Below are 26,570 nucleotides of genomic sequence, written 5' to 3'. Positions count from 1 at the left end.
CGCACCAACGTTCTCTACGCCCTCATCCGTGACAACCGGACCTGGCAACCTGATTCACCCCCGGTCACCGCCGCGGCTTGACTTCTTCATTGAGAGTCCTTTCGGTGTCGGTCGGTTCCGGTAGCCCCCTGGCAACGTTATCGGCAAATCGCCGAGAAGCATGTTGCACACCCGGTAGCGTCGGTGGCGCAGCGAGGGGAGCGATGATGAAGCGCTACGTCGTCGGCGCATCGGCCGGCCTGTTGATCGCGGCGGGGCTGATCACCTCCGCGCCGGCCGGAGCAGGCTGCGTGTACGGGGGCGCCTTCATCAGCAAGTGTGACGGACCCGTGCAGCCCGACGGCTCGTGGGAACGGTGTGTGGGCATCGCGAGCGTCGTCCCCAGCGGTTTCGGCACGCATCTGGTCCCGGTCAAGCAGTGCGGGGTGATGGGGCCCGGCCGCGTCGGCGGAGATGCCGCGTTCTCCGACCCGCCCGTACACCTCGCCGACTGAGGACGCGGCGCCCTACGGGTGATACGGCACGCCGACGGCGCGGAACACGAATTCGGGCGGGACGTCGAAGGCCAGCGAGGTCCGCGGCAGCCGCGCCAGCACATCGGCGGGGAGGTGCTCCTTGTAGTGCAGCGACAGCTCCCCCGAACAGCGCGGGTCCACGGCGGCGACGTCGACCTCCAGGGTCAGTCCGGTTTCGTCGAGTGTCCCGGTCACCGCGCCGGACTGCGGCGCGTCCCATCGCAGATCGACGGTGCGCCCGGCCAGCTTGGGCACCGTCGACAGTGTCGCGAGCACGCGCTGGCGGGTCAGCACCAGCGAGCCCACGTAGCTGGCGATGCTGCCGGAAGACCGCAGTCCGGGCACCGCACCGCGGAACCGGCGCGTGACGGGGACGTACTCGGCGATGAACAGGATTCCCTCGGCCTCGACCTCGGCGCGCAGTTCCGAGGGCAGTTTGCCGATCCGCAGGAGCTTCCGAACGAACACGGCCATACAGGCAAGGTACCCAGCGGCTGGGCCGGCCAGTCGACCAGCCGTGGTAGACGTGGTCGGATGGATGCACGCAGGGGCCTGCTCGCCGGATCCGCCGTCGTGGCGGTCGGCGTCTTCGCCGCGATGCTGGCCGGCTACCTCGCCGGCTGGGCACCGCTGGCGCGTGTCGACGACGCAGCGCTGGCCCCGCTGCTGCGGATCGGCGAGGCACATCCGGGGTGGGTCAGGGCGTGGGACGTCTACTGCACCGTGCTCGGCCCGACGGTCTTCCGGCTGGTCACCGTCGTCGTCATCGTGATCGCGTTCGCCCGGCGCAACGTGCGCACCGCGATGTTCCTCATCGTCAGCGTCGAGCTCAGCGGGCTGGTCACCGAGATCGCGAAGAACCTGGTCGACCGCCCGCGCCCGGCGGGCGCGCTGGTGCACGCCGCGTCGTCGTCGTTCCCGTCCGGTCATGCGCTGGGTGTCATGGTCGCCGTCTGCGCGTTGCTGACGGTCGCGCTGCCCCTGGTCGACCCCGGTAAGCGCGGCTGGGTGATCGCGCTCGGTGTGACGGTGATCGTGACGATCGGCGCCGGCCGCGTCGTCCTCAACGTGCACCACCCGTCCGACGTGATCGCCGGGTGGGCGCTGGGCTATGCCTACGTCGTCGCGTGTCTTCTGCTGGTGCGCCCGGTGCGGCCCATCACGGTTCCGGACGAAACACCGGCAGTGCCCGGTACCGCACGCTGAAGCTGGCCTCGGTCACCTCGGTGCCGACCTCCCCGTCGAGGGCCAGCACCGTCGGCCCGTCCACCGATCGGAAGGAGAACTCGGGGACCCGCAGTTCCCGGTAGAGCGGGCTGCGCGTCAGACGGCCGAACATCAGGGCCGCGATGATCCGCAGCTTGGCCAGCGGCCGGCCGGTGTCCAGGATCCGGATGTCGATCAGGCCGTCGTCCATCCGGGTGCGGCGCGACGGCGCGAAACCCGAGGGCAGGTAGATCGAGTTGCCGAGGAAGAACAGCGACGTCTGCAGCGTCTGGTTGTCGTAGGAGATGCGGACCGGCTGGTCCCGGCGCAGTGTGTGGAACATCGCGTAGATGCCGGCCAGCGGCTTGCCGATCCGGTGCTCGAGCTTCTCCCGGGTCTGCACGAACTGCGGGTAGGCGCCGATGCTCGCCGTGTTGACGACCATCTGCTTCTCGTTGAGGCACACCACGTCGACGCACGACACGGTGCCCTGCTGGATCGCGGCCACGGTCTTGGCGGTGGTGTCGCAGCCGATGTCCTTGGCGAAGTGGTTGAACGTCCCCGCCGGGAGCACCGCGAGCGGCACGTCCTCCTCGAGCGCGATGCTCGCCGCCACCGCGACGGTGCCGTCGCCCCCGCCGACGGCCAGCACCTCGGCGCGCCGGGCGGCCGACCGGAACACCTCGGCCACGTCGTCGTCCTCGCCCAGCTCGACGATCTCGGCGTCGGGAAGCGCCTCGCGAACCTCGTCCAGGACCTGTGCGCCGGTGCCACTGCCCGAGGCCGGGTTCACCACCACGGTCACTCCCGCCCCGCGCGGCCGCTCGGGGGCGTTCTGGCGCAGTGGCGCAGCGCCCGGGAGACGTTCCTCGACGATCGGCGGCACCACGCGCGCGCCCAGCACCGCGATGCCCGCGCCCAGCCCGAAGCCGGCCAGCACGTCGCCCGGGTAGTGCGCCCCGACCGCCACCCGTGACATGCCGACCAGGCCGGCCAGCAGCGCCAGCCCCAGCCCGGTCGGCGCGTTCTCCAGACCCACGCCGACCGCGAACGCCGCCGCGCTGGCCGAATGCCCGGACGGCAGCGAGTTCGACGTCGGCGCGCGGCGCGTCTGGCGCGCCAGCGGCACCAGGATCCGGTTGGGCCGTTCCCGCCGCCACACCCGCTTGGCGCCCTGGTTGGTGACCAGGCTGGTCACGCCCAGGGTCAGCACCCCCCGCATCGCGCCACGCTTGACGGAGGGGTTGCCGAACGCCGCGAGGCCCGCCGCGATCGCGAACCACAGCTTGGAATGGTCGGCGGCCTTGGTCAGCCGCGGCATCACGGCGTCGATCAGCGGGCTCGGCGACTCCGCGACGGCCTCGAAGACCTCCCGGTCCAGCGTGCCCAGCCCCTGGCCGATCTGGCGGATTCCGCGGCGGCGTGGTCGGAAGGGCAGTAGGTCCATCACGCCAACGTAGCCGAGGGGACCTGAAGGCAAACCTCGGCGACCGCGACCGGATCGTGTCCCCGCCGTGATTCGGGCGATGGTGTTCGGCAGCGACGATGAGGGCCATGCGCCGACTGCTCGCCGTGCTGTGCGCGTCGGCGATCTCCCTGGTCCTGACGCCCGCCGCGAACGCCGCGTACAACCCCTGGTTCTCCGGTTCCGTCGGTGGGGCCGCCCAGGTGCTCTCGGTCACGGGCACCGGGGGGTCCGACGCCACACTGGATGTGTGGCAGCGCACCTCGGCCGGCTGGCAGCCTGTCACCGGCGGAGTCGGCATCCCGGCCAAGGTCGGTGCAAAAGGTATGTCGGCCAACCACTTCGACGGGTCGATGATGACACCCGAAGGGGTCTACACCCTCGACTTCTCGTTCGGCACCCAGCCCGACCCGGGTGGCGGCCTGCGCTACATCCGGGTGGGTCCCAACCACTGGTGGGACGGCGACATGAAGAGCCCGACCTACAACACCATGCAGGTGTGCGACCGGGAGAACTGCCGCTTCAACACCTCGCCCAGCTCGGGTACCGAGAATCTCGACATCCCCCAGTACGCGCACGCCGTGGTGATGGGCGTCAACAAGGAACGGATCCCCGGAAAGGGCGGCGCGTTCTTCGTGCACAGCACCGACGGCGGGCCGACCGCGGGCTGCGTCGCGATCGACGACGCGACGCTGGTGAAGATCATGCGATGGCTGCGGCCCGGCGCGATGATCGCCGTCACCTCCGCTAGAGGTTGATCGCGCGCCCCGGCTTCACCTTGAAGTTCAACGCCTCCAACGACATCGACGCGTCGTAGGTGCGGTCGTAGCCGGTCTCGCTGATCTTCCAGCCGTGCTCGGTGCGGCGGTAGCGGTCGTGATAGAAGCCGGCACCGATCAGCATGAAGTTGAAATCGGGGGCGATCACCCGGTCCTGCAGGTACCACGTTGCGGTGGCCTCGTCGCCGTCCACGGTGATCTCGGGATGGGTGACGCGGTGCTCGGTCAGGATCTCCGGGCCCAGCGAGTTGCGCATGAACCCGACCAGTTCATCACGGGTGCTGAAGTGGTGCTCCTCGCCGACCGATTCGCCGTAGCGGCCCACCACGTCCTCGGTGAGGGTGTCGGCGAACTCGTCCCAGTGCTTGGTGTCGAGCGCCCGCAGGTACCGGTATTTGACCGCTTTGATGTCGTCGATGTCACCCATGGCCGTCATTGCAGCACATTTCGGTTGCGCAGAGTGTCTGATGCGCTCGACCGGCGCCTCGGTTTAAGGTGTGCGCAGTCATGAGCGATGCGCTGGGGTTGTCGATCGGCACCACCAACCTCGCCGCTGCAGGGGTCGGACGTCCACCGGTGCTCCGGCGGTCGGTACTGACCGTCTTCGGTCATGCCGCCCCGGAGGTCGGGTCGCCGGCCGGGCATGCGGGCGGTGTGGTGTTGGCCGGATTCGTCGACCGTGTCGGGGATCCGGTGCCGCTGGTCGCCGCCGACGGCTCGCGGTATCCGGCGGAGCAGCTCGTTGTCGAGGCGCTCGAAGCGATGGCCGGGCTCACCGGTGCGGTGTCCCCGGACGACGTGGCGATCGCCGTCCCGTCGCACTGGGGTCCGGCCGCCCTGGGCGCTCTGCGCGAGGCGCTGACCGCCGGCGGTCCGCTCACCCCGGCAGGCTCCCCGCCCCGACTCCTCCCGGACGCGGTGGCGGCGCTGACGGCGATCAACGCCGATCCGGGACTGGAACGCAGCGGTGTGGTGGCCGTCCTCGACGTCGGCGGCAGCGGCACGAGCGTCAGCCTCGCCGACGCCGCCGCGGCGTTCGATCTGATCGGGCCCACCGAGCGGTACGCCGAGTTCGCCGGCGACCAGATCGACCAGACCCTGCTCACCCATGTGCTCGAGCGGGTCCCCGGCAGCCCCGCCGACACCGGAGCGACCGCCGCGGTCGGGTCACTCGCGCGTCTGCGTGAGGAGTGCCGGACCGCCAAGGAAAGGCTCTCGCTGCAGCCCGAGGCGCGCGTCGGCGTCGACGTGCCCGGATATCGCGGCGACATCGTGGTGACCCGCGCCGAGCTGGAGGACCTGATCGCCCGTCCGCTCGACGGACTGGTGGGTGTGTTCGAAACGACGTTGGCGCGCAACAGCATCGATGTGAGCAGGGTGTCCACCATCGTTCTCGTCGGCGGGGGAGCCGCGATACCGGCCGTCGCGCAGCGCTTTTCCGCACTCCCGAGCCGCGTGCTGGTGACGCCGCGCCCTGCGCTCGACGCCGCCGTCGGCGCGGCGCTGTTCGCTGCCTACGGCCGCTCCGCGGACACGGCCACGTGGGTCGCACCCGCCGTGGCGCCGCCGACCCCCGACGCCTCGGCGACCTCCACCTACGCGCTGGCCTGGTCGCAGGACGATCCGTCCGGTGACGACGTCGTCCCGTGGTCCGGTGAGGACACCGACACCGACACCGACACCTACGCCGACACCGACGGGGAGCCCGTCAACCCCTACCGGCTCAGCACCCCGCCGGAGACCGTCGCCGACGACGACGTCAAGCCCTGGCAGCGGCTGCCGCTGTCGGTGCTCGGGCTGGTCGCGGCCATCGCGCTGATCGCCGTCGGCGGTGTCGCCATCGCCCTGACCAGCGTCGACAGCCCGGATCCCGAGCAGCCGCGACCCGGTAACGCGCCCCTGAGCCGGGAACTGACCCCGTCCAGCGTCGAAGGCCAGACGGTGACGGTGTCCCAGCAGCAGAACGCGCCGCCGCCGCCCGTCACCACCAGTGCTGCTCCGCCGCCGAGCCCCGTGGTCACCACGACGGTGCCGACGACCACCACCACGTCACCCACGACGACGACAACGACCACGACCACCACCACGACGACGACGACCACGACGACGACCACGACGACAACCACCACCGCGCCGACGACGACCACCACACCACCGACGACGACGCCCCCCACGACGACCGCACCGACCACCGCGCCGACGACCACCGCCGTCACCACAGCACCGACCGTCCGCACGACGACGAGCTACCTCACCGTTCCGTTCGTCCCGGTGCCGATCCCGATTCAGGTGCCCGCAGCACCCTGAGCGACGAGATCTAGGGGTTTCCCCGATTCCTCGGGGGGTCGGCTCCGCCTATCTTCAGCAGCATCGGCTCGATCGGCTGCGGAGGGGACAGCCGATCGGGCCGTCCCTCATACCGGCAGGTGCTCGACGTTGCGCGGATGATGGCAGGCCGCCGCATGGCCGGTCGTATAGGACACCAACGCCGGCTCATCGGTCGCGCAGATCTCCGTCCCCCAGGGGCAGCGGGTGTGAAAGCGGCACCCCGACGGGGGATTCGACGGACTCGGCACGTCGCCCTCGAGCACCACCCGCTCGCGCGCCTCGTTCCGGCGTGGATCCGGGATGGGGACTGCGGAGAGCAAGGCGTTCGAATACGGGTGGACGGGCCGCTCGTACAGGTCGTCGGTGCCCGAACTCTCGACCACCTTGCCCAGATACATCACCGCGACGCGGTCCGACACATGCCGCACCACCCCCAGGTCGTGGGCGACGAACAGATACGACAGCCCGAACTCGGCCTGTAAGTCCTTGAGCAGATTGACGATCTGCGCCTGCACCGACACATCGAGCGCGGACACCGGTTCGTCCGCGACGATCAGCTTGGGTTGCAGCGCCAGCGCCCGCGCGATACCGATGCGCTGCCGCTGCCCTCCGGAGAACTCGTGCGGGAAGCGGTTGTAGTGCTCAGGTCGCAGACCGACCCGGTCCAGCAGGTCCTGCACACGGCGCTTGAGCTCGGCACCGCTGGCCAGACCGTGCAGGTCCATCGGGTCCCCGACGATCTGCCCGATCCGCTTACGCGGGTTCAACGATGCGTAGGGGTCCTGGAAGATCATCTGCATCTGGCGCCGCAGTGGCCGCAGCTCGCGCCGCGACAGCCCGACCAGTTCACGGCCGAGGAACCGCACCGACCCCGACGTGGGTGGGGTCAGCTGCAGAATGGTCCGGCACAGTGTGGACTTGCCACAGCCGGACTCACCCACCAGGCCCAGCGTCTCGCCCTCGTTCAGCGTCAGACTCACGCCGTCGACGGCGCGCACTTGTCCCACCTCGCGTTCGATGACGATGCCCGAGCGGATCGGGAAGTGCTTGACCACGTCGGTGACCTCGAGCAGCGGTTCGGTCATGAGCGCACCCGCACTTTCTCGTCGAGGTCCAGCCAGCAGCGGTCCAGGTGACCCGCGGATTCGGTCGGCGCGAGATCGGGTGGCTGTGCGCACCGGTCGAACTCGAACGCGCACCGCGGGGCGAACCGGCATCCCGGCGGCGGATCGAGCAGCGACGGCGGCTGGCCCGGAATCTGGGCGAGCCGCTCGCCACGGGGGCGGTCCAGCCGGGCCAACGACCCGAGCAGTCCCCAGGTGTAGGGGTGCTGCGGCGTGTAGAAGATGTCGTCGAGGCTGCCGTCCTCGACGATCTGACCCGCGTACATCACCACCACCCGGTCGGCCACCTCGGCGACGACGCCGAGATCGTGGGTGATCAGCACGACCGCCAGGTCGCGCTCGGCGTTGAGATCGGCGATCAGCCGCAGGATCTGGGCCTGCACCGTGACGTCGAGCGCGGTCGTCGGCTCGTCGGCGATCAGCACCGCCGGTTCCAGGGCCAGTGCCATCGCGATCATCACCCGCTGACGCATGCCGCCGGAGAACTCGTGCGGATAGCTGCGCACCCGCCCCTCGGGGTTGGGGATGCCCACCGAGCCCAGCAGTTCCACCGCCCGCTGCTGCGCCTCGCGCTTGGAGACGTCGCGGTGCGCGCGGATCATCTCGGCGATCTGATCGCCGACGCGGTACACCGGGTTCAGCGACGACATCGGATCCTGGAACACCATGGCGATCTCCTCGCCGCGGATGCCGCGCAACCCGTCGTCGTCGAGGCCGATGAGTTCCTGTCCGCGGTAGGTCACCGAGCCGGTGATCCGGCTGTTCGCCGACCGGGTCAGGCCCGTCAGGGTCTGCGCCGTGACGCTCTTGCCACAGCCGGATTCCCCGACGATGGCCAGGATCTCACCGGGCGCCAGCGAGAACGACACCCCGTCGACGGCCTGCACGACGCCGTCCTCGGTGGCGAAACTGACGCGCAAATCGTCGACGCTCAGCAGTGCGTCACTCATCGCCCCTCGATTCGCTCGCAAGCGTCGCTCATGCGGGTGCCGCCTCTCCCAGCCTGATTCTCGGATCCAGCACCGCATAGGCGATGTCGACGAGCGTGTTGAACAGCACGATGAAGAAGGCCCCGAACATCGTGACCGCCATCAGCGGCGGCAGGTCCAGACTGCGAATCGCCTCACCGGCGTAGAGTCCGACGCCGTCGAGGTTGTACACCGTCTCGGTCAGAATGGCGCCGCCGCCCACGACCATCCCGAAGTCCAACCCGAACAGCGTGACGATCGGAATCATCGAGTTGCGCAGCACATGCCGGACCCGCACCTGACGCTCGCTGAGACCCTTGGCCCGCGCGGTGCGCACATAGTCCTCGTTCATCGCGTCGAGCATGTTCGACCGCAGCACCCGACTGTAGAAGCCGATGAACAGCACCGCCAGCGTGAACCACGGCAGCACAAGGTGATACGCCCAGTCCAGCGGATCCTCGGTGAGCGGTACATAACTGCCGGTCGGGAACAGCTCGATCTTGTAGGTGAAGAAGTACAGCAGGATCGCCGCCAGCCAGAACACCGGCATCGAGATGCCGACCAGCGACAGGATGCTCAGCGCGCGATCGCCGAAGCGGCCGGCGTGCACCGCGCTCAGGTACCCGAACAGCACCGCCAACGTCATCCAGATCACGGCCGCGCCGATGCACAGTGAGAACGTCGCCGGCAAGCCGTGCCAGATCTGTTCGCCCACATTGCGATTGCTCGCATAGGAGGTGAGCTCGCCGGTGAAGATCTGTTTCATCATCGTCAGGTACTGCACGGGCAGGGGCCGGTCCAGTCCCAGGTCGGCGTTGACCCGGGCGATGAGGTCCGGATCGGCGTTCTTGCCGGCGATGCGGGCGGCCGGATCCGAGTTGGGCACCACGTTGAAGATCAGGAACACGATGACCGAGATCGCGAACAGCACCGCGATCATCCCGAGCACCCGCCGGGCGACGAACCGCGCCATCAGTGCTCCAACCGGATTCGGGCCTTGGGATCGAGCGCGTCGCGCAGCCCGTCCCCGAACACGTTGAGCGCCAGCACCGTGATGACGATCAACAGGCCCGGCACGATCGTCAGATGCGGAGCGGTGTAGATCAACTGGTAGCCGTCGGCGATCATGGTGCCCCACGACGCGTTGGGCGGACGGACGCCTGCGCCGAGGAACGACAGCGCCGACTCCAGCAGCATGTTGTTGGCGATGTTGAGCGTGAAGAACACGATGATCGTGGAGATGATGTTGGGCAGCAGCTCACCGACCATGATCCGCAGGGGCCCCATGCCTTGGGCGACCGCGGCCTCGACGAACTCCTTCTCCCGCAGCGCGAGGATCTCCCCGCGCAGCGGTCTGGCCATGTAGGGCACGTACACCAGACCGATGATCAGGATCGGGATCCAGATCGAATCCCCGGCGATGGCAACGAAACCCAGCTTCAGACCACCGACGGCCAGCGCGGTGCCCAATGCGATGCCGAGCAGCAGCACCGGAAACGCCCAGATGACGTCGAGGATCCGCGACAGCACCGCGTCGATCCAGCCGCGGTAGTAGCCGGCCAGCAGCGCGACGATGACCGCCAGCACCGTGGTGACCACTGCCGCGGCCACCCCGATGTAGATGGAGGTGCGGCCGCCGTAGAGCAGACGCACCATGACGTCACGGCCGTTCTGATCGGCGCCGAGCAGATAGCGCCCGTGCAGCCCGGGGCCCAGCGGGGTGCCGTCCGGCGCGACGACGTCGGTCTCGGCGCCGTCGATCAGCACCGTGTCGGTGATGTGGTTGTCGTTGGGCCCGGTCTGCGCGACGTAGTGCGCCCACAGCGGCGCCGCCAGGCAGCACAGCACGAGCACGACGAACAGGACTCCACAGGCCAGCGCAACCTTGTTGCGGCGCAATCGAAGCCATGCCAGATACCACGGATTGCGGCCCTGGATGTGTTCTCGGGGCACCCCGACGGGCAGCGGCGGCTCGTCGGGGACCTCGACCTCGGGAACTGATGCGACCATCAGGGGCGCCGCGCTACTTCACCGCGAACGACGTGTAGTCCTGCTTGAACAGAAGATGTTGATAGGACTTGTCGAAGTCCATCCGCTCCGACAGGAACGTGGTGAACTGCTCGTTTCCGTAGGGCGCCCACACCGCCTGCTCCATGTAGGCCTTGTCGAGGTCGGCGTACTGCTGCTCGACGCCCTCATCGGTGATCTGCTTCGTCAGCAGCTCGTCCATCTTCGCGTCGTTCTGCGGGATGTTCGCGCGGGACAGGTTGTTGCCGTTGGTCGGCAGGATGCTCGCCCCGTTGAGCAGTGGACGGAAGAAATCGTCCGGGTGGGGGAAGTCCTGGAACCAGTCGGCGAAGCCGGTGTCCACGTCGGGGGTGGACTGGTTGCCGACGGTCGTCCAGTACACGTCGCCGGCGATCACCTTGAGCGTCGCGTTGAACCCCAGCTGGGTGAGCAGGTCGTGGTAGTACTCGCCGATGCGCTTACGGTCGGGCTCGTCGTCGGTCCAGACCGTGATGTCCCGGTCGGCCGGATTCGCTTCGGCGATCAGCTGTTTGGCCTTGTTCATGTCCGGACCGGGGTAGAGCTTGTACTCCTGGTAACCCGGCATCCCCGGCGGGAGGATCTGCTGGCTCGGGTGCATGCGCCCGCCGAAGATCCGGTTGAGCGCTTCCGGATCGATGGCGTAGTTGATGGCCTGCCGGACCTTCAGATCGTTGAACGGCGCCTTCTCGGTGTTCATGAAGAAGTAGTAGGTGTTGATCGAGTCTTCCATCCGGAAGCGGTCGGCATAGCGCTGCTTGACCTCCTGCAGCCGATCCGAGGGCACCGGATCGATCATGAAGTCGACCTTGTTCTGCACGATGTCGGTGACCTGCGCGCTCTGGTTCTTGTTCTCCACCACGGTGATCGTGTCGACGTTGGCGTCGGCCACCTCGCTGGCGCCCGCGTCCTTGACGGTCTTGAACTGCGGGTTGCGCTCCATCGTCAGCGTGCGGGGCGCGTCGACCTTGCTGATCATGAAGGGCCCGCTGGCCGGCGGCGGGTTGTTGGTGGTGTCGCCGTCGAGTTTCGTGGTGGGCGGGATGGGGGCGGCGAACATCAGGCCGAGCAGATTCTCGAACGTGCCGTTGGGACCGGTCAGTTGGATCGTGATGTCGCCGGTGTTGTCATCGGTGGTGATGCCGCTGATCGTGTCGGCCTTACCGTCGGCGTACTCCTTGGCCCCGACGATCACGTCGTAGAAGACGGAGCCGCCCGAATCCGCCTTGAACAGGCGCTTGATCGCATAGGTGAAGTCGGAGGCCTTGATCGGGGTGCCGTCGGAGTACTTCATGTTCTGCCGCAGCTTGAGCTTGTAGGTCTTCCCGTCCGGGGAGATCTCGGGCATCGCCTCGGCCAGGCCGGGGACCACCTTCGTGCCGTCCTCGCCCTTGACGTGCTTGTAGGTCAGCAGCGGGGTGTAGACGTTCCACAGCACCTCCCAGCCCTCGACCGTGTAGGAGAGCTGGGGGTCGACGTAGTCGGGGAACGACGTCGCCGCGACGGTGACGTCGCCACCGCCACCGCCACCACCCCCGCCGCCGGAGCCACCGGAACCGCTGTCCTTGCCGCACGCTGCCAGCCCGAAGGCGGCCAGCGCGGTGATGCAGACGATCGCGAGTGCGTGTCGAGCCGTGCGCACGGTGCCCACAATGTTCCCCTCTACTGTGATCGGACGGCGGGACCCGCACGACGGTGCACTTTGTCCGGGCCCCAAAGCATTTTTCAGAAATTTTTCCGTTCGGCAACTCGTGTTCACAGAAAACATGCCGACCGTGGTGCTGGAGACACAATAGTGCGGTGGCAGTGGAACGGAACACGAAAGTCGCAATCGTCGGGATGGGCAGCGTCGGGACGGCGATCGCCTACGCGTGCCTGATCCGCGGATCTGCCGGTGCGCTGGCGCTGTTCGACGTCAACGCCGCCAAGGTGCGTGCCGAGGTGCTCGACCTCAACCACGGCAGCCAGTTCGTCCCGCACTGCCGGATCTCGGGTTCCGACGACATCGCGGTGACCGCCGGCTCGGCGGTCGTGATCGTGACCGCCGGGGCCAAGCAGAAGCCCGGGCAGAGTCGCCTGGACCTGGCCGCGGCGAATGTGGCTATGGCACAGAGCCTCACGCCGCAGCTGCTCGAGCATTCGCCGGACGCGGTGATCCTGTTCGTCACCAATCCGGTCGACATCGTGACGTTCGCGGCGACGAAGGCGGTGGACGCCGCCCCGGGACATGTGTTCGGATCGGGAACGGTGTTGGACTCCAGTCGTTTTCGCTACCTGATCGCCGAGCAGGCGGACCTGGCGGTGGGAAACGTGCACGGGCTCATCATCGGTGAGCACGGAGACTCCGAGATTTCGCTGTGGTCGAGCGTGTCCATCGGCGGAGTGCCGGCCGAGCAATTCCGTCGCGACGGCGTGGCGGTGTTCGACGAGCAGACGCGCGGCCGCATCTCCTCGGAGGTGATCAACGCGGCCTACGAGATCATCGCCGGCAAGGGCGCGACCAATCTCGCGATCGGCCTGTCCACCGCCCGCATCGTCGAGGCGGTGCTCGGGGACCAGCACCGTGTCCTGCCGGTGTCGACGGTGCAACGCGGCGCGTACGGGATCGAGGGCGTGGCGTTGTCACTGCCCACCGTGGTGTCCGCGCACGGTGCCGGACAGGTCCTCGAGGTGCCGCTGGCGGTGTCGGAATTGCTCGGCCTGCAGAGGTCGGCCGCGACGCTGCGCGACGTTCAGGCTGCCCTCGGTGTGTGACTTCTGAGGCCAGTGGTGCCCATGGTGCGTTTTGTTGCCGAAAGTTTCCCTTCTGGGTGTGTTTTCGTGATGTGTCCGCTTAGGGTGCTGACGTGGGCAGGCACTCACAGGTTCGACGGCGGCGATCGCCGTCAGTCGTGCTGACCGCCGTGGGTGTACCCGCGGTGGTGTTGCTGGCCGCGGGCGCCGACGCTCAACGCCCCGTCGAGAAGCCGGCCGCCGCCGTGGTGGCCGAGGCGCCGCCCTGCTGCATGGAGCTGGTGGCTCCCGCGCCCGCCGCGTTCTCGGCGGGCAGTGCCGCCGGGGGCCGGATCGAATGGGTGGCGAGTTCGCGCGCGTCGGTCCGCGAAGCGCGGGCACTGCCGGCGGGTGTCGCACCCGAGCAGGGTCTGCAGGTGAAGACGATCCTCGTCGCCCGCGCCGTCAGCGCGATCTTCCCGGAGATCCAGAGCATCGGCGGCGTGCGCCCCGACGCGCTCCGCTGGCATCCCGACGGCCTGGCGATCGACGTGATGATCCCGAATCCCGGCACTGCCGAGGGGATCGCCCTGGGCAATCAGATCGTCGCGTTCGCGCTGAAGAACGCCGACCGCTTCGCGCTGCAGGACTGCATCTGGCGCGGGATCTATTTCACGCCCGGCGGTGCGCGCGCCGGAGGCTACGGACACTACGACCACGTGCACATCACCACGAAGGGTGGCGGCTACCCCACCGGCGGCGAGGTCTACTACCGCTGAGGGGCCGCGCGCCGCGCGAACTCCGGCGCGCGTTCCGGTCGCACGCCCACTCCGACCAGATAGGCCGGAATCGCCGACAGCCACGGCGCCCGTTCCACCAGTCGGATCAGCCCGCCCGGCGGCCCGGATACCCGGTCGCCACGGACGACGGGACCGAGCAGACGGGCGTCCAATTGCCGCTGCAGCGCCTGTGTCAGCACGGTCGCCGGCAGGCGCCGCCGACGCACCGCGGCCAGATCCCGGCCCGTCACCGCACCGCGGCGTAGCGTGTCGGCGAGCAGTCGCGCCGTCGCCACACCGTCCTGCACGGCGACGTTGATGCCGACCCCGCCGGCCGGCGACATCGCGTGGGCGGCGTCACCGATGCACAGCAGTCCGTCAGTGTGCCAGCGGCGCAGGCGGTTCAGCTTCACGTCGAGGTGCTTGACGTCGTCGAGGGTGCTGATCGCCTCGACGGTGTCCCCGGCTTCGGGCAGCAGTTCGAGCACGTCGGCGTGGAAGGCGGCCAGCCCGCGTGCCCGAAGTCGCGCATCGGATCCCTTCGGGATCAGGAGCGCGATCTGCAGGTACCCCTCCCGCGGGATGACGACCATGGCCTTGCCGGGGGCGATGCGGGGGAACAGGCTGAAGTCGGCCTCGTCGGCATTGCGGGGCAACCGGAACCACCACGCGTCGAAACTGACCGGGAACTCGCGTACCGAGAGCCCGGCCGCCTGCCGGACGAACGATCCGCGGCCGTCACATCCGACGGTCAGATCGGCGCGGATCTCGTTCTCGCCGAGTGCATCCCGGTACCGCACTCCGGTGATGCGGTCGTGGTCGCGCAGGAGTCCGGTGACCTCGCTGTCCAGTCGCAGCGTGAAGGTGGGCTCGGCGGCGCCGGCCTCGGCGAGCAGGTTGAGCAGATCCCACTGCGGCACCATCGCCACGTACCGGTGGGGGAGGCGCAGGCGTTCGAAGTCGACCATCGTGACGGGGTGCCCCGGAGTCGCGTCGATGGTGAACTTCCGCAGTCTGCTCTGCGGCAGCGCATCGAAAGCCGGCCACAGCCCGAGGTCGTCGAGGAGCCGCAGGGTGCTGGGATGCACTGTGTCGCCGCGGAAATCGCGCAGGAAGTCACCGTGCTTCTCGAAGACGTTGACGTGCACACCGGCGCGGGCCAGCAGCAGGCCGAGCACCATCCCGGCCGGCCCGCCGCCGACGACGGCGCAGGTGGTCTTCTCGATCATCCCCTCATCGTGGCTCACCTCCCGGGCCGATGGGGCCGGAATTCGATGGCGCTCGCGATTTCGCCGGCGTACCGTTCTGCCGGCCGGGTGATGTGAGCCGGACGCTGATCGGTTACCACTGAATGGAAGGTTGCGGGTTCGAGTCCCGTCCGCCCCCTCAACGGGGCGGTAGCTCAATTGGGTAGAGCGCTGAACCCGATCGGTACTTTCACACGCTCACATCGCCTGGCGCACAACGCTTCCCGATGTCGACAGCGAAAGGAGTAGCCCATGGACATCTTGAAGACGGTCAGGCTGCGGTGGACACCGCAGTTCCGTGCCGCCAGGCCCGAGCAGATCCGCAATGCTGCCGGCGGCTACACCTTCGCGGTCGATGACTGGGCACGCCTGCGCCGGTTCCTCACGCTGGGCACCGACAACGGCACGTTCTACACCTCCGACCGCGAGCTGACCTTTGACAACGTCGATGTGGTGCTCCGCCTGACCGCCACCGATCCGATCGGTCTCGTGGAGCGGATCGTCGAGGTCTCTGAAGCCGGCCGGGCGCCGAGGCAGAACCCCGTCCTGTTCGCGCTCGCGATCGCGGCCTCCGGTGACGATGTCGACGGCCGTCGCGCGGCACTGGCCGCCTTGCCGCGGGTGGCGCGAACCGCCACTGCGCTGTTCCTGTTCGCCGACTATGTCGAGCAGTTCCGCGGGTGGGGCCGGACCCTGCGCCGTGGTGTGGGGCAGTGGTACACCGACATGCCCGTCGATCGGCTGGCCTACCAGCTGGTCAAGTACCGGCAGCGTGGCGGCTGGACCCACCGCGACCTGCTCCGGCTGGCCAGCCCGTCCGCAGTGACGGATCCGGCTCGTCGGTTCGCGCTCAACTGGGCGGTCGGCAAGGGACTCAACGACTACCGCGAGCCGGCGGTGCGGCTGACCGACGTCGAGTTGGCGGCAGGGCAGCGCAGCGCCGTGCGGCCGATGCTGCCGCGCGCCGAGGCGGTGCCCGACGAGCTGGCGATCGTCGCCGACTTCGAGGATGCACAGGCGGCCTCGACGCCGCAGCGGTGGGTCGAGATCATCGGCCGCGGTCACGGACTGTCCTGGGAGATGCTGCCGACCGCGGCGCTGGCCGAGCCTGCGGTGTGGGAGGCGCTCATTGCCGGCGGTATGCCGCAGACGGCGCTGATGCGTCAGTTGCCGCGGCTGACCAAGCTCGGGCTGCTCGTAGGCGAGGTCGGTCACATGGTGGCCGAGCAGCTGGCGGACCCTCGCGCGCTCGCGCGGGCGCGTGTCCACCCGGTCAATGTGCTGGTGGCGCAACGCACGTACGCGTCGGGCCGCGGTGTCCAGGGCGCGGGCAGGTGGGTCCCGGTGCCGCGCATCGCCGATGCGCTGGACGCGGCGTTCTATGCGGCGTACGGAGCGGTGCGACCGGCCCACAAGCGCACCCTGCTGGCGCTCGACATCTCGGGTTCGATGGCCTCGTTCGTATCGGGTCTTCCCGTGACGTGCCGGGAGGCATCGGCTGCCCTGGCACTGGTGACCGCGGCGACCGAGCCGCGGCACCGGATCGTCGGATTCACCGCCGGCCGCGGGGGCTTCTCGAACCCGGCGATCCGGGATCTGGACATCGGCCGCCGTCGTCGCCTCGACGACGTGTGCCGGTACACCGCCGGGCTCCCGATGGGGGCCACCGACTGCGCGCTGCCGATGGTCTGGGCGCGCGAGAACCGGGTCGAGGTCGACACGTTCCACATCTACACCGACAACGAGACGTGGTACGGCTCGATCCACCCCCACGAGGCGCTGAACCGGTACCGCCAGACGATGGGAATCGATGCGCGGCTGGTGGTCGTGGCGATGACCGCCACCGGACATTCGATCGCGGATCCCGACGACCCGAGGCAGCTCGACATCTCCGGTTTCGACTCGGCGGTGCCGACCTTGTTGGCGGACTTCTCCCGCGGCGACATCTAGTCAGGCGGTCAGAACTTGAGATAACCGCCGTCGACGCGCAGCACGTCGGCGGTGTGGTAGCTGCTCGCCGGGCTGGCCAGGTACACCGCCACACCGCCGACGTCGTCGCCGCTGCCCCACCGGCGCGCCGGAACCCGGGGCAGTACGCGGGACCGGAAGCGCTCGTCGGCCAGGCCCTCCGAGGTCATCTCGGTGTCGAACCACCCGGGAGCGACGGTGTTCGCGCGGATGCCGTGCCGGGCCAGTTCGACGGCCAGGCTGTCCATCAGCGCGGTCACGCCCGCCTTCGAGGCGGCGTACGCCGGTTGGCGGGGCATGCCCTGGAAGGCGCCGAGACTCGAGACCCCGACCAGGCTGCCGCCCCGTCCGGCGGCGATCATCTGCCGGGCCGCCTCGCGCAGCGTGACGAACACGCCGTCGAGGTCGACTGCGGTGACCGACCGGAACTCGGCCAGCGAGGTGTCCAGCGTCGGGGTGAAGATGCCGCGCACCCCGGCGTTAGCGAAACACGAATCGAGAGAACCCCATTCGTCGCGGACGTACGCCATGGTCGCCGTCACGGCCGGTTCGTCGGTGACGTCGCACGGAATCGCGAGCACCGGCCCACCGTGCGCGCGCAGCGAGGCCGCGGCGGTCTCGAGGCGTTCGGAGTTGCGGCCGAGGATGGCCACCGACGCGCCGGCGCGGGCCAGGCCGTGGGCCATCCCGAGTCCGATGCCCGAGCCGCCGCCGGTGACGACGCTGACATGACCGGTGAGATCGAAGGGGTTCGGAGTCACCGTGTGACCCTACGTGGTGAACGGTCCCCGATTCGGCGCTGGCCGCTCAGATCCGGGTCCCCGCAGGATCGCCGCCGATCCGCTGGGTGAGCCACACCGGCACGATCGCGATCAGCGTCAGTGCGGCGGCGACCACGTTGATCACCGGAGCCTGGTTGGGCCGGAACAGATTGCCGAAGATCCAGATCGGCAGCGTCTGCACGGTGGGGCCCGCCGTGAACGTGGTGACCACGACCTCGTCGAAGCTGAGCGCGAACGCCAGGATGGCGCCGGCCACCAGCGCGCCACGCATCATCGGCAACGTCACGAACCGGAACGTCTGCCACGACGAGGCTCCCAGGTCGGCCGAGGCGTCCTCCAGGCTCGTTCCGAGCCTGCGCAGCCGCGCCTGAGTGTTGTTGAACACGATGACGATACAGAACGTGGCGTGCCCGACGATCACGGTCGCCAACCCGAGCGTGACGCCGAGCGCTGAGGTGAACGTCGCGTTCAACGCGATGCCGGTGACGATGCCCGGCAGCGTGATCGGCAGCACCACAAGCAGATTCACGGTCTGCTTACCGAAGAACTCGTAGCGCTGAACGGCGAACGCGGCCATGGTGCCCAGGACCAGTGCGACGGCCGTGGCGGCCAGACCCACGACCACCGAGTTGCCCAGCGACGTCCACATGCCGTCGCTGGCCAGCGCGGTGCGCCACCATTGCAGCGTGAACCCGCTCGGCGGGAACGCGAACGTCTTCGACGCGTTGAACGCGTTCACCACCACCAGGGCCAGCGGTGCGTAGATGAAGATCAGCACCAGCACCGTCCACACCCGCGTGCTGCCGCGCATCCGTGACGAGAGCATCTACACGTTCTCCAATGCACCGGTGCGCCGCATCGCGAACAGATACAGCAGGATCGCCGTCAACGGGATCAGCGACAACGCCGCGGCCATCGGCTGATTGTTCGCGGTGACGAGCTGGCCGTAGATGATGTTGCCCAGCAGCTGCGTCTTCCCGCCGACGATGGTCACCGCGATGTAGTCGCCGAGCGACAGCGAGAACGTGAAGATCGACCCGGCCGCCACGCCCGGGAACACCATCGGCGCCACCACCAGCCGCAGCGTCGTCAGATCCGAGGCGCCCAGATCCGAGCTGGCGTCCACCAGCGAGTCGGGCACCCGCTGGAACGCGGCGAACACCGGAATCACCATGTACGGCAGCCACAGATAGGTCAGCGTGATCACCGTGGCCGTCAGCCCGTAGCCCGGCGAGTACCCGGTCGCCCAGTGCAGCGGGCCCTCCGGCGACAGCAGCATCCGCCACGCGTAGGCCTTCACCAGGTAGCTCGCCCACAGCGGCGTGGTCACCGCGACCACCAGCGCGATGCGTACCGCCGGCGACGCCACCTTGGCCATGTAGAGCGCCAGCGGCACGGCCAGCACCGCACACACCACGGTGACGGTCAGCGCCACGCCCACGGTGCGCAGCGTGGTGGTGCGGAACACCTCCTCGGTGACCACCCGGACCAGATTGTCGGTGGTGAAGGTGCGCACCACCGCCCCGGTGAAGCTACTTCTGCTCCAGAACGCCGAGACCATGAGGACCGCAAGGGATCCCAGATAGGCGACGATCAGCCACGCCAAGGGCGGGACGAGCAGGAAGGCCAGCGTCACCCGGTGCCGCAGACGCGGCGCAGCGGGCATCAGCCTTTGATCTCCTGCCACTTGTCGACCCACTGGTCGTAGCTGGTGCAGTTGTCGCCGCTGCCGTCCACGCACGTGGTCTGCGGGGTGGTCCAGTAGTGGATCTGCGCCGCGTACTGCTCATCGGTCGCGTGGTAGGTCGCGCAGTGCGCCTTGTCCGCGGTCAGGTCACACGACTTCGTCTGGGCGGGTGCCTCGCCGAAGTACTCGGCCACCTGCGCGTTGGCTTCCGGCGAGATGATGTAGTCCATCCACTTGTACATGCAGTTCGGATGTGCGGCCTTGGCCGAGAGCATCCACGTGTCCGACCAACCCGTGGCGCCCTCCTTCGGCAGCACCGTCTTGATCGGCACCTTGTTGTCTGCCTGGATCGTGTTGGCGATGACCTGCCACGTGGTGCCGATCGCCGTGGTGCCGGACTCGAAGCCCTGCACCTCCTTGGTGTAATCGGACCAGTACTCGCCGATGTTCTCCTTCTGCTGCTTGAGCAGATCGACTGCGGCATCGAGTTGTTCGGGGGTCAGCGCGTAGGGGTCCTTGATGCCCAGATCGGGCTTCGTCTTGGACAGGTACAGCGCGGCGTCGGCGATGTAGATCGGCGAATCGTAGGCGGTGACCTTGCCTTTGAGCTCCGGCGCGCCGGGGAACACCGCGCCCCAGCTGTCCGGCGCGCCCTTGACGATGTCGGTGTTGTACATCAGCAGGTTCGCACCCCAGCCGTGCGGGATGCCGTACATCTGCCCGTTCACCGAGTTCCACGGCTTGTCCTTGAGGAACGGCACCACGGTCGCGTAGTTGGGCACCAGATCGGTGTTCACCGGGGCCACGTCGCCGGCGTAGATCAGCCGCAGCGTGGCGTCGCCCGACGCCGACACCCCGTCGTACTGACCTGTGCGCATCAGTTGCACCATCTCGTCGGAGGTGTTGCCGATCTTGACGTTGACCTTGCAACCGGTCTGCTGTTCGAACGGCGTCACCCAGTTGACCTTGGGGTCGTTGGAACCGTTCTCCGCATAGCCCGGCCACGCGATCAGGTTCAGCTGACCTTCGCCGTCACCGACCGCGCTCGCGGGCTCCATCGAGGGCGGACCTTCCGACGACCCCCCCGAGTCGCTCGAACTCGAACACCCGGCGAGCAACAGGGCGCCGGTGGCCAGCACAGCGCCCAGACGGCGGATCGGATCTTTCATGAGTCCTCCTCGGATTCGGTCGACAGGTCGGTGAGATCGCGGACGGCGGTGTCAGGCCACGCCAGGACGACGCGGGTGCCGTGGGTCAGAGCGGTGGACGCTTCCGCGGAGAGCAGGGTCGCGGTCAGCCGCACCGGACCGGGCAGGCCGTCGCTGCCGGTGACCGTCGCGGCGACGCGGGTGATCGGCCCGGCGTAGACCACCTCGGCCACCTCGGCCGTGACGGTGCGCTGACCGGCCGGAGCGGGGGCGGCGGGGTCGAGCACCGCGATGCGCTCGGGCCGGATCGCGAAGGTTCCCGGCCTGCCGAGCACGGCCCGCGCGCTGTCGCCGTCGAGGACGTTGGAGGTGCCGACGAAGTCGGCGACGAACCGGTTCGCCGGGTGTTCGTAGACCTCGCGGGCCGCCCCGATCTGCTCGATGCGTCCCTCGTTGAGCACGACCAGCCGGTCGCAGAGGGTCAGGGCCTCGTCCTGGTCGTGGGTGACGATCACGAACGTGATGCCGACCTCGCGCTGGATGGCCTTGAGCTCCACCTGCATCTGTTCGCGCAGCTTCAGGTCCAGCGCTCCCAGTGGTTCGTCGAGCAGCAGCACGCGGGGACGCCCGACCAGCGCGCGAGCCAGCGCCACGCGCTGCTGCTGACCGCCGGAGAGCTCCGCGGGCTTGCGGGCCGCGTGCCCGGTCAGCCGGACCATCTCCAGGGCCTCGGTGGCGCGGCGGCGCCGTTCGGCCTTGCCGACGCCGCGGACCCGCAGCCCGTACTCGACGTTCTGTGTGACGGTCATGTGGGGGAACAGCGCGTACTGCTGGAACACCGTGTTGGTGTCGCGGCGGGCGGGCGGCAGCGCGGTGACGTCGCGGCCGCCCAGTTTGATGGTGCCGGCGGTGGGCTGCTCGAAGCCGGCGATCATCCGCAGCAGGGTGGTCTTACCCGATCCGGACGGGCCCAGGATCGCGAACAGCTCACCGTCCGCGATGGCCAGGTCGGCGCCCTCGACCGCCACCACCGGGTGCCGGGAATCGCCGAACTCCTTGCGCACGCCGATCAGTTCGATCTGCGCGACGGCGGCGTCGTCGTCTGCGCCCGCGCCTCGCCTCGACACGGCCGTTCCGGATGGCATGCAGGCATCCTAGGAATTTCGTTGCCGAAGCGCAGTTCAAGTACGAATTTAGTTGCGCGCGCGGTCGGTGACCGTGCGCTTCCGTGGCAGCGGGGTCAGCTGATCGACTCCCGGAAGTCGATCGCCTCCTGGCCTGCCTGCGTCCACTCGGCCATGTCGACGACCGGATGGATCTGGAACTCGTTGAACGGTGAGAACTTGGCGGTGCCGTTCAGAAGTTCGGCCGGGTCGTCGGTTTCCACGATGGCGTATCCGCCGCCGGCGTCGATGCGGCCGACGAACTGATGGAAGGTGGTGCCGGCGGGCGGCTGCCATTTCGAGAAGAGCGCGAGGGCCCGACGAAGGGACTCCTCGTTGTCCTTCCCCGATGCGCCGAGACGTGACGTCCAGGTCATGGCGTACTTCATGGGATCCTCCTAGCACATGGGCTGAACCAGATGTCCTCAGTGTCCGCCCGGCGTCGCGCGCTCACGCGAAATTCGGGCCGGGGATCGACCGGTTGTTGAAGCGCCAAAGATCAGGCTGGCAAACGTCTTTTCGCTGCCGGTGCCTACCCCCACGCCACTGACACGGTGGTGTTCGCTGCGTCAGACGCGGCGGGCGGCGGGCGGCTCGAACACGTTGCCCGCCGAGTCACCGCGCGACTCGGCGGAGAACATCACGCGCCGGATCAGCGGCCCGATCACGGCGTCGAACACGGCCGGAACGAGGCGATAGGTGGCGATCGCGGGCAGGTTGACCCAGCCGACCTGGCGCTCGGTGGACCGGGTCTTCTCGGCGGCGCGCATGATCGCCGCCGCGATGGTGCCCGGGGTGTCCGAGGTGGGTGGCACCCGCGGCGTCTGCTGGTCGAGGTAGTTGCCCGCCGAGGCGTAGACGGGGGTGTCCACCGGCCCGGGGTAGACGCCGTGCACCCGCACGCCGGGCAGATGCCTGTTCTCCTGGCGCAGTGCCCGGACAAGTCCGCAAATCGCGAATTTGCTTGCCACATAGGCAGATTGATAGGGAACGGCGGTGACGCCGAGCAGGGAGCCGACGAGCACGAGCTGCCCGGTGCCACGGTCCTGGAAATGCTTGAGCGCCGACCGCGCCACATTGGCCGCGCCGAGAAGATTGGTGCTGATGATCGCGTCGAAGACGTCGGGTGGCAGGTCCTCGAAGCGGCCGAACGCCGTGGTCGCCGCGCACTGCGCTGCCACGTCGACCCGGCCGAACGTCTCGATCGCCCGGTCGAACAGTTCCCGGACCTGGGCGGCGGCGCCGATGTCGGTCGGCACGACCACGACAGCGTCGGCGCCCGCCGCGCGGCACTCGTCGGCGACCTCGCGCAGCGCACCGTCGGAACGGGCGGCGAGCACCAGGCGTGCGCCGCGAGCGCTGTAGCGCAGCGCCGTCTCGCGGCCGATGCCGCTGGAGGCGCCGGTGATCACCACGACCCTCGCGTCGTGCCGGCTGTCCGTCATGGCTTGACCTCTCCGATAACCGATTCCGTGGTCCGTCTGCGTTCGGCGATCCCGAGGACGCCGAGAACGGCGGCCGTCGCCGCCGATGGCCAGCCGCCGCGCGCAGCGGTGAGCACCGCGGCGCCGACGGCGAGCGGGGCGAGCACGGCGACCGGGTCGCGGCGTCGCTCGCGCACCCGCTCGAGGGCTGCGGGGGTGCCGGACACGAGGTTGGCGGCGACGACGCTGCCGTACAGCAGGCCGGGCCGCCGGCGTCGCCGCGCACCCGTCGCGGCCATCACACACCACAGCAGCAGCGACATGTCGTGCACCCGCTCCGCCGGTGTCCGGCTGTCGGACGGCCCACCGTCGGACGCGCCGAGTGCCGGGCTGGCGCCGGTGGCGCCGTCGGCGAGGCCCTCGATGAGTTCGCGCGCGGCGCCGGTCGAGGTGCGTGCCGGCTGCCAGCCCAACTCGTCGTGTGCCTTCGACGTGTCCATCACGGGGGAGCGGGTGGCGACGTCGTACCAGCCGGGCGTCACCGCCACGATGCGAAGCCGGTGCAGTGCCACGACGGCCGACCTCATCCAGCGCGGATCCACCCGCGCCGGGCGCGCCCCGACGAGTCCGGCCAACGCGGCACCGTGCAGCGCGTCGGCGGCGATGTTGAAGGAGCCCCGTGCCCGTCGGTGCATCAGCCGGACCACCGCGTCGCCGACATCGTCGGCATGCACGAACTGCAGCACCAGCCCGTCCGGCAGGGGCAGCAGCGGAAGCGCCCGCCGGCGCAGCACTTCCAGCGCGGCGCGCGGGATGAGCGGGCCGAGGTAGAGCGCGCGGATCTCGAAGGCGGCGTGCCGCTGGACCACCACGGTCGGGCGGAAACGGGAGACCACCGTGTCGGGATGGTCGCGTTCGAACACATCGAGCAACCCTTCGACGACGACCTTGTGTCTGCTGTAGGTCGAGGTGGACTGCCCGGACGTCGACCACGTCTCGGGTACGGGCACCGCCGTCACGTTCGGCGCGTAGATGCCGAGGCTCGACGCGTACACCAGGTGCCCCACCCCGGTGGCCACCATCGCGTCCAGTACCGCCTGTGTGCCAACGACATTCGCTCGATACAGGTAGTCCTCGTCGTCGACGGGCTGCACAGCCAGCGCGAGATGGATGACGACGTCCACCCCGCGCATGGCCGCGGTCAACCGGGTGGTCGCGTCGGGCGCTGACAGGTCCACCGGGCACCACTGCACCGCCTCGTAGATCCGCCCGTGCGTCGGGGGCCGCCGGCAGACACCGACGAGGTCGGCATCCGGTTCCTGGCGCAGGAGTTCGCGCAGCACCCCCGCGCCGACGTTGCCGGAGGCTCCGGTGATGAGGATGCGTCGCCGCTCGTCCATGGGCAGGGCATACACCGTGACAGATGCCCGAAACACACACGCAGGCAGCAAAATTCTTACGGATTCGACATCACTGGCCCGGCGGGCGCACCGAAGAGGTCGCCGCGGGGGCGCTGCGCCGCGTACTGTCCTGAATCGTGCCCCGCAGCGGTCCCGTCTCCGGCCGGTGGGTGCTGCTGGCCACCGTGCTGGGGTCGGCGATGGTGATGATCGACGGCACGGTCGTCAACGTGGCGCTGCCCCACATCGGGGCCGATCTCGGGTCCGGCTTCGGCGGGCTGCAGTGGACCATCAACGCCTACACGCTGTCGCTGGCGTCGCTCATCCTGCTCGGCGGATCGTTCGGGGACCACTTCGGCCGGCGCCGGGTGTTCCTCATCGGGGTGGTGTGGTTCGCGGTCGCGTCGGTGGCGTGCGGACTGGCGCCGAACACCGAGGCGCTGATCGCGGCCCGCGCCCTGCAGGGTGTCGGCGGAGCGCTCCTCACCCCGGGCAGTCTCGCGCTGATCTCGGCGTCGTTCCGGGGCGCCGACCGGGCCGCCGCGATCGGCGCGTGGTCCGGGCTGGGGGGCATCGCGGGCGCGATCGGACCGTTCGTCGGTGGCTTCCTCGTCGAATGGAGTTGGCGCGCCGTCTTTCTCATCAACGTGCCGCTGGCGGTGGTGGTCATCGCGGTGACCGCGCTGCACGTCCCCGAAAGTCGTGACGACGAATCGCCGCCCGGGCTCGACGCGGCCGGAGCGGTGCTCACCGCCGTCGGACTCGGAACGCTCACCTACGGACTGACGCGGTGGGGCAACGACGGTGCGGACATCGTCGTCGCGGTGGCGGTGTGCGCGGGGGTGCTGGCCCTGTCGGCCTTCGTCGTCGTCGAGCGACGGTCGCCGCACCCGCTGATTCCCCCGCGGCTGTTCTCCGACAGCACGTTTCGGGTCGCCAATGTGATCACCCTGCTGATCTACGGGGCGCTCGGCGCGGCGTTCCTGCTGCTGGTGCTCCAGCTGCAGACCGTGGCCGGATTCAGCCCGGTCGCGGCGGGCACGGCACTGCTGCCGTTCACGCTGGTGATGCTGCTGTTCTCGGCACGGGCCGGGGCGTGGTCGGCGCGGATCGGGCCGCGGGAGCCGATGACCGTGGGCCCGCTGATCGCCGGAGCCGGACTGCTGCTGATGAGCCGCATCGGCCCGGATGCGTCCTGGTTGGCCGACGTGCTGCCGGCGGCGCTGGTGTTCGGCGCCGGCATGGTGCTGGTGGTCGCGCCGCTGACGACCGCGGTGCTCGACGCCGCGCCGCAGAGCATGGCCGGATCGGCCTCAGGAGTGAACAACGCGGTGGCCCGCGTCGGTGGTCTGCTCGCGGTGGCCGTGCTCCCGGGAATCGCGGGGATCAGCGGCGCGGACTACGCCGACCCGGCGGCGTTCGACCGGGGCTTCCGGGTGGCCGTCTCCATCGCCGCCGCTCTGATGGTCCTCGCGTCGGCGACCGCGGCGGTCGGGATGCGCCGCCGTCCGGATCCGGTCCACCACGAGGACCGGATCCGGATCGACGAATGCCGGCACTGTGCGATCAACGGGCCGCCGATGCACCCCGCCGAGACGCACGACCGGTGAGCTTCTAGCCCGCGGGAACGCTGCCGCAGCCGACGCCCGGGATGCACCCCGCGGCGCCGCCCGGTCCGGCCACGCCGCCGGGACCACCGGGGATGGCGCCCGCGGCGCCGCCCGGTCCGGCCACGCCGCCGGGACCACCGGGGATGGCGCCCGCGGCGCCGCCCGGTCCGGCCACGCCGCCGGGACCACCGGGGATGGCGCCCGCGGCGCCGCCCGGTC

The 26,570-nt window shown here is 69.3% G+C and carries 26 protein-coding genes; 8 read left to right on the top strand and 18 right to left on the bottom strand.

Annotation, left to right across the window (positions count from 1 at the left end; all coding sequences use genetic code 11):
* Positions 1-206: 206 nt before the first annotated feature.
* Positions 207-494 carry a CDGP domain-containing protein gene (locus MCHLDSM_RS21450; RefSeq protein WP_048420793.1) on the top strand — a complete coding sequence of 96 codons (288 nt, stop codon included), beginning with the start codon at positions 207-209 and terminating at the stop codon, positions 492-494.
* A gap of 12 nt (positions 495-506) precedes the next feature.
* Here MCHLDSM_RS21450 and MCHLDSM_RS21445 read toward each other — a convergent pair whose 3' ends face one another.
* The gene (locus MCHLDSM_RS21445; RefSeq protein WP_048471934.1) at positions 507-989 is read right to left on the bottom strand and encodes a hypothetical protein; all 483 of its coding nucleotides are present in this window, start codon (positions 987-989) and stop codon (positions 507-509) included.
* Positions 990-1,049: 60 nt separating this feature from the next.
* Here MCHLDSM_RS21445 and MCHLDSM_RS21440 point away from each other — a divergent pair, with 60 nt between their 5' ends.
* Positions 1,050-1,721, top strand: a complete 672-nt coding sequence (locus MCHLDSM_RS21440) for a phosphatase PAP2 family protein (protein WP_048471933.1) — start codon at positions 1,050-1,052, stop codon at positions 1,719-1,721.
* Here MCHLDSM_RS21440 and MCHLDSM_RS21435 read toward each other — a convergent pair.
* The gene (locus tag MCHLDSM_RS21435) at positions 1,675-3,168 is read right to left on the bottom strand and encodes a bifunctional phosphatase PAP2/diacylglycerol kinase family protein (protein WP_048471932.1); all 1,494 of its coding nucleotides are present in this window, start codon (positions 3,166-3,168) and stop codon (positions 1,675-1,677) included. The two genes, MCHLDSM_RS21440 and MCHLDSM_RS21435, sit on opposite strands and share 47 nt — an antisense overlap.
* Positions 3,169-3,275: 107 nt before the next feature.
* On the opposite strand from MCHLDSM_RS21435, the gene MCHLDSM_RS21430 reads away from it, so the two are divergent.
* On the top strand, positions 3,276-3,944 hold the full coding sequence (locus MCHLDSM_RS21430; RefSeq protein WP_048471931.1) for a L,D-transpeptidase family protein: 669 nt from the start codon (positions 3,276-3,278) through the stop codon (positions 3,942-3,944).
* Here the strand turns inward: MCHLDSM_RS21430 and MCHLDSM_RS21425 are convergent.
* Complete coding sequence (locus MCHLDSM_RS21425) at positions 3,934-4,392, bottom strand: nuclear transport factor 2 family protein (RefSeq protein WP_048471930.1); 459 nt, start codon at positions 4,390-4,392, stop codon at positions 3,934-3,936. The two genes, MCHLDSM_RS21430 and MCHLDSM_RS21425, sit on opposite strands and share 11 nt — an antisense overlap.
* Before the next feature lie 80 nt (positions 4,393-4,472).
* On the opposite strand from MCHLDSM_RS21425, the gene MCHLDSM_RS21420 reads away from it, so the two are divergent.
* Complete coding sequence (locus MCHLDSM_RS21420; RefSeq protein ID WP_048471929.1) at positions 4,473-6,272, top strand: Hsp70 family protein; 1,800 nt, start codon at positions 4,473-4,475, stop codon at positions 6,270-6,272.
* 107 nt (positions 6,273-6,379) lie between these two features.
* Here the strand turns inward: MCHLDSM_RS21420 and MCHLDSM_RS21415 are convergent, their stop codons facing one another.
* From MCHLDSM_RS21415 to MCHLDSM_RS21395, 5 genes are read right to left on the bottom strand one after another with little or no spacing between them, the layout of a single operon-like run.
* The gene (locus tag MCHLDSM_RS21415; protein ID WP_048471928.1) at positions 6,380-7,378 is read right to left on the bottom strand and encodes an ABC transporter ATP-binding protein; all 999 of its coding nucleotides are present in this window, start codon (positions 7,376-7,378) and stop codon (positions 6,380-6,382) included.
* Positions 7,375-8,367, bottom strand: a complete 993-nt coding sequence (locus tag MCHLDSM_RS21410; RefSeq protein ID WP_048471927.1) for an ABC transporter ATP-binding protein — start codon at positions 8,365-8,367, stop codon at positions 7,375-7,377. The genes MCHLDSM_RS21415 and MCHLDSM_RS21410 overlap by 4 nt, the downstream gene beginning before the upstream one ends.
* Positions 8,368-8,395: 28 nt before the next feature.
* Positions 8,396-9,358: an ABC transporter permease gene (locus tag MCHLDSM_RS21405; protein WP_048471926.1), complete on the bottom strand. Its 963-nt coding sequence runs from the start codon at positions 9,356-9,358 to the stop codon at positions 8,396-8,398.
* Positions 9,358-10,395 carry an ABC transporter permease gene (locus tag MCHLDSM_RS21400; protein WP_201780397.1) on the bottom strand — a complete coding sequence of 346 codons (1,038 nt, stop codon included), beginning with the start codon at positions 10,393-10,395 and terminating at the stop codon, positions 9,358-9,360. The genes MCHLDSM_RS21405 and MCHLDSM_RS21400 overlap by 1 nt, the downstream gene beginning before the upstream one ends.
* A 13-nt stretch (positions 10,396-10,408) precedes the next feature.
* Positions 10,409-12,073: an ABC transporter substrate-binding protein gene (locus MCHLDSM_RS21395; RefSeq protein WP_048471935.1), complete on the bottom strand. Its 1,665-nt coding sequence runs from the start codon at positions 12,071-12,073 to the stop codon at positions 10,409-10,411.
* 158 nt (positions 12,074-12,231) lie between these two features.
* On the opposite strand from MCHLDSM_RS21395, the gene MCHLDSM_RS21390 reads away from it, so the two are divergent.
* Together MCHLDSM_RS21390 and MCHLDSM_RS21385 are read left to right on the top strand one after the other, a co-directional pair.
* A complete protein-coding gene (locus MCHLDSM_RS21390) occupies positions 12,232-13,185 on the top strand; it encodes an L-lactate dehydrogenase (protein WP_048471925.1) in 954 nt (317 codons plus the stop codon).
* A gap of 92 nt (positions 13,186-13,277) precedes the next feature.
* A complete protein-coding gene (locus MCHLDSM_RS21385) occupies positions 13,278-13,922 on the top strand; it encodes a VldE C-terminal domain-containing protein (protein ID WP_048471924.1) in 645 nt (214 codons plus the stop codon).
* Here the strand turns inward: MCHLDSM_RS21385 and MCHLDSM_RS21380 are convergent.
* Positions 13,913-15,151, bottom strand: coding sequence for an FAD-dependent oxidoreductase (locus MCHLDSM_RS21380; RefSeq protein WP_048471923.1), 1,239 nt, complete (start codon positions 15,149-15,151; stop codon positions 13,913-13,915). The two genes, MCHLDSM_RS21385 and MCHLDSM_RS21380, sit on opposite strands and share 10 nt — an antisense overlap.
* Positions 15,152-15,421: 270 nt before the next feature.
* Here MCHLDSM_RS21380 and MCHLDSM_RS21375 point away from each other — a divergent pair, with 270 nt between their 5' ends.
* Positions 15,422-17,119, top strand: coding sequence for a TROVE domain-containing protein (locus tag MCHLDSM_RS21375; RefSeq protein WP_048471922.1), 1,698 nt, complete (start codon positions 15,422-15,424; stop codon positions 17,117-17,119).
* 8 nt (positions 17,120-17,127) lie between these two features.
* Here MCHLDSM_RS21375 and MCHLDSM_RS21370 read toward each other — a convergent pair whose 3' ends face one another.
* The 8 genes from MCHLDSM_RS21370 to MCHLDSM_RS21335 all read right to left on the bottom strand — a co-directional run bounded on the left by MCHLDSM_RS21370 (position 17,128) and on the right by MCHLDSM_RS21335 (position 24,741).
* On the bottom strand, positions 17,128-17,898 hold the full coding sequence (locus MCHLDSM_RS21370; RefSeq protein WP_048471921.1) for an SDR family NAD(P)-dependent oxidoreductase: 771 nt from the start codon (positions 17,896-17,898) through the stop codon (positions 17,128-17,130).
* 46 nt (positions 17,899-17,944) lie between these two features.
* On the bottom strand, positions 17,945-18,745 hold the full coding sequence (locus tag MCHLDSM_RS21365; protein ID WP_048471920.1) for an ABC transporter permease: 801 nt from the start codon (positions 18,743-18,745) through the stop codon (positions 17,945-17,947).
* On the bottom strand, positions 18,746-19,585 hold the full coding sequence (locus tag MCHLDSM_RS21360; protein ID WP_048471919.1) for an ABC transporter permease: 840 nt from the start codon (positions 19,583-19,585) through the stop codon (positions 18,746-18,748).
* Positions 19,585-20,775: an ABC transporter substrate-binding protein gene (locus tag MCHLDSM_RS21355; protein ID WP_048471918.1), complete on the bottom strand. Its 1,191-nt coding sequence runs from the start codon at positions 20,773-20,775 to the stop codon at positions 19,585-19,587. The genes MCHLDSM_RS21360 and MCHLDSM_RS21355 overlap by 1 nt, the downstream gene beginning before the upstream one ends.
* Positions 20,772-21,899: an ABC transporter ATP-binding protein gene (locus MCHLDSM_RS21350; RefSeq protein ID WP_048471917.1), complete on the bottom strand. Its 1,128-nt coding sequence runs from the start codon at positions 21,897-21,899 to the stop codon at positions 20,772-20,774. Before MCHLDSM_RS21350 ends, MCHLDSM_RS21355 begins: the two co-directional genes overlap by 4 nt.
* Before the next feature lie 95 nt (positions 21,900-21,994).
* On the bottom strand, positions 21,995-22,306 hold the full coding sequence (locus MCHLDSM_RS21345; protein ID WP_048420783.1) for a DUF3303 domain-containing protein: 312 nt from the start codon (positions 22,304-22,306) through the stop codon (positions 21,995-21,997).
* A gap of 180 nt (positions 22,307-22,486) precedes the next feature.
* The gene (locus tag MCHLDSM_RS21340) at positions 22,487-23,362 is read right to left on the bottom strand and encodes an SDR family NAD(P)-dependent oxidoreductase (RefSeq protein ID WP_048471916.1); all 876 of its coding nucleotides are present in this window, start codon (positions 23,360-23,362) and stop codon (positions 22,487-22,489) included.
* Positions 23,359-24,741, bottom strand: a complete 1,383-nt coding sequence (locus MCHLDSM_RS21335; RefSeq protein WP_048471915.1) for an NAD-dependent epimerase/dehydratase family protein — start codon at positions 24,739-24,741, stop codon at positions 23,359-23,361. Before MCHLDSM_RS21335 ends, MCHLDSM_RS21340 begins: the two co-directional genes overlap by 4 nt.
* Before the next feature lie 137 nt (positions 24,742-24,878).
* On the opposite strand from MCHLDSM_RS21335, the gene MCHLDSM_RS21330 reads away from it, so the two are divergent.
* Positions 24,879-26,351, top strand: a complete 1,473-nt coding sequence (locus MCHLDSM_RS21330; RefSeq protein ID WP_268781863.1) for an MFS transporter — start codon at positions 24,879-24,881, stop codon at positions 26,349-26,351.
* Between the two features lie 4 nt (positions 26,352-26,355).
* Here the strand turns inward: MCHLDSM_RS21330 and MCHLDSM_RS21325 are convergent.
* On the bottom strand, positions 26,356-26,570 hold a 215-nt coding region (locus MCHLDSM_RS21325; RefSeq protein ID WP_048471913.1), incomplete at its 5' end, for a hypothetical protein.

This window comes from Mycolicibacterium chlorophenolicum (assembly GCF_001044235.1).
GTDB classification, from domain to species: domain Bacteria; phylum Actinomycetota; class Actinomycetes; order Mycobacteriales; family Mycobacteriaceae; genus Mycobacterium; species Mycobacterium chlorophenolicum.
The sequence above is the reverse complement of the archived record's forward strand: the minus strand, read 5'-3'. Positions and strand labels throughout refer to the sequence as shown.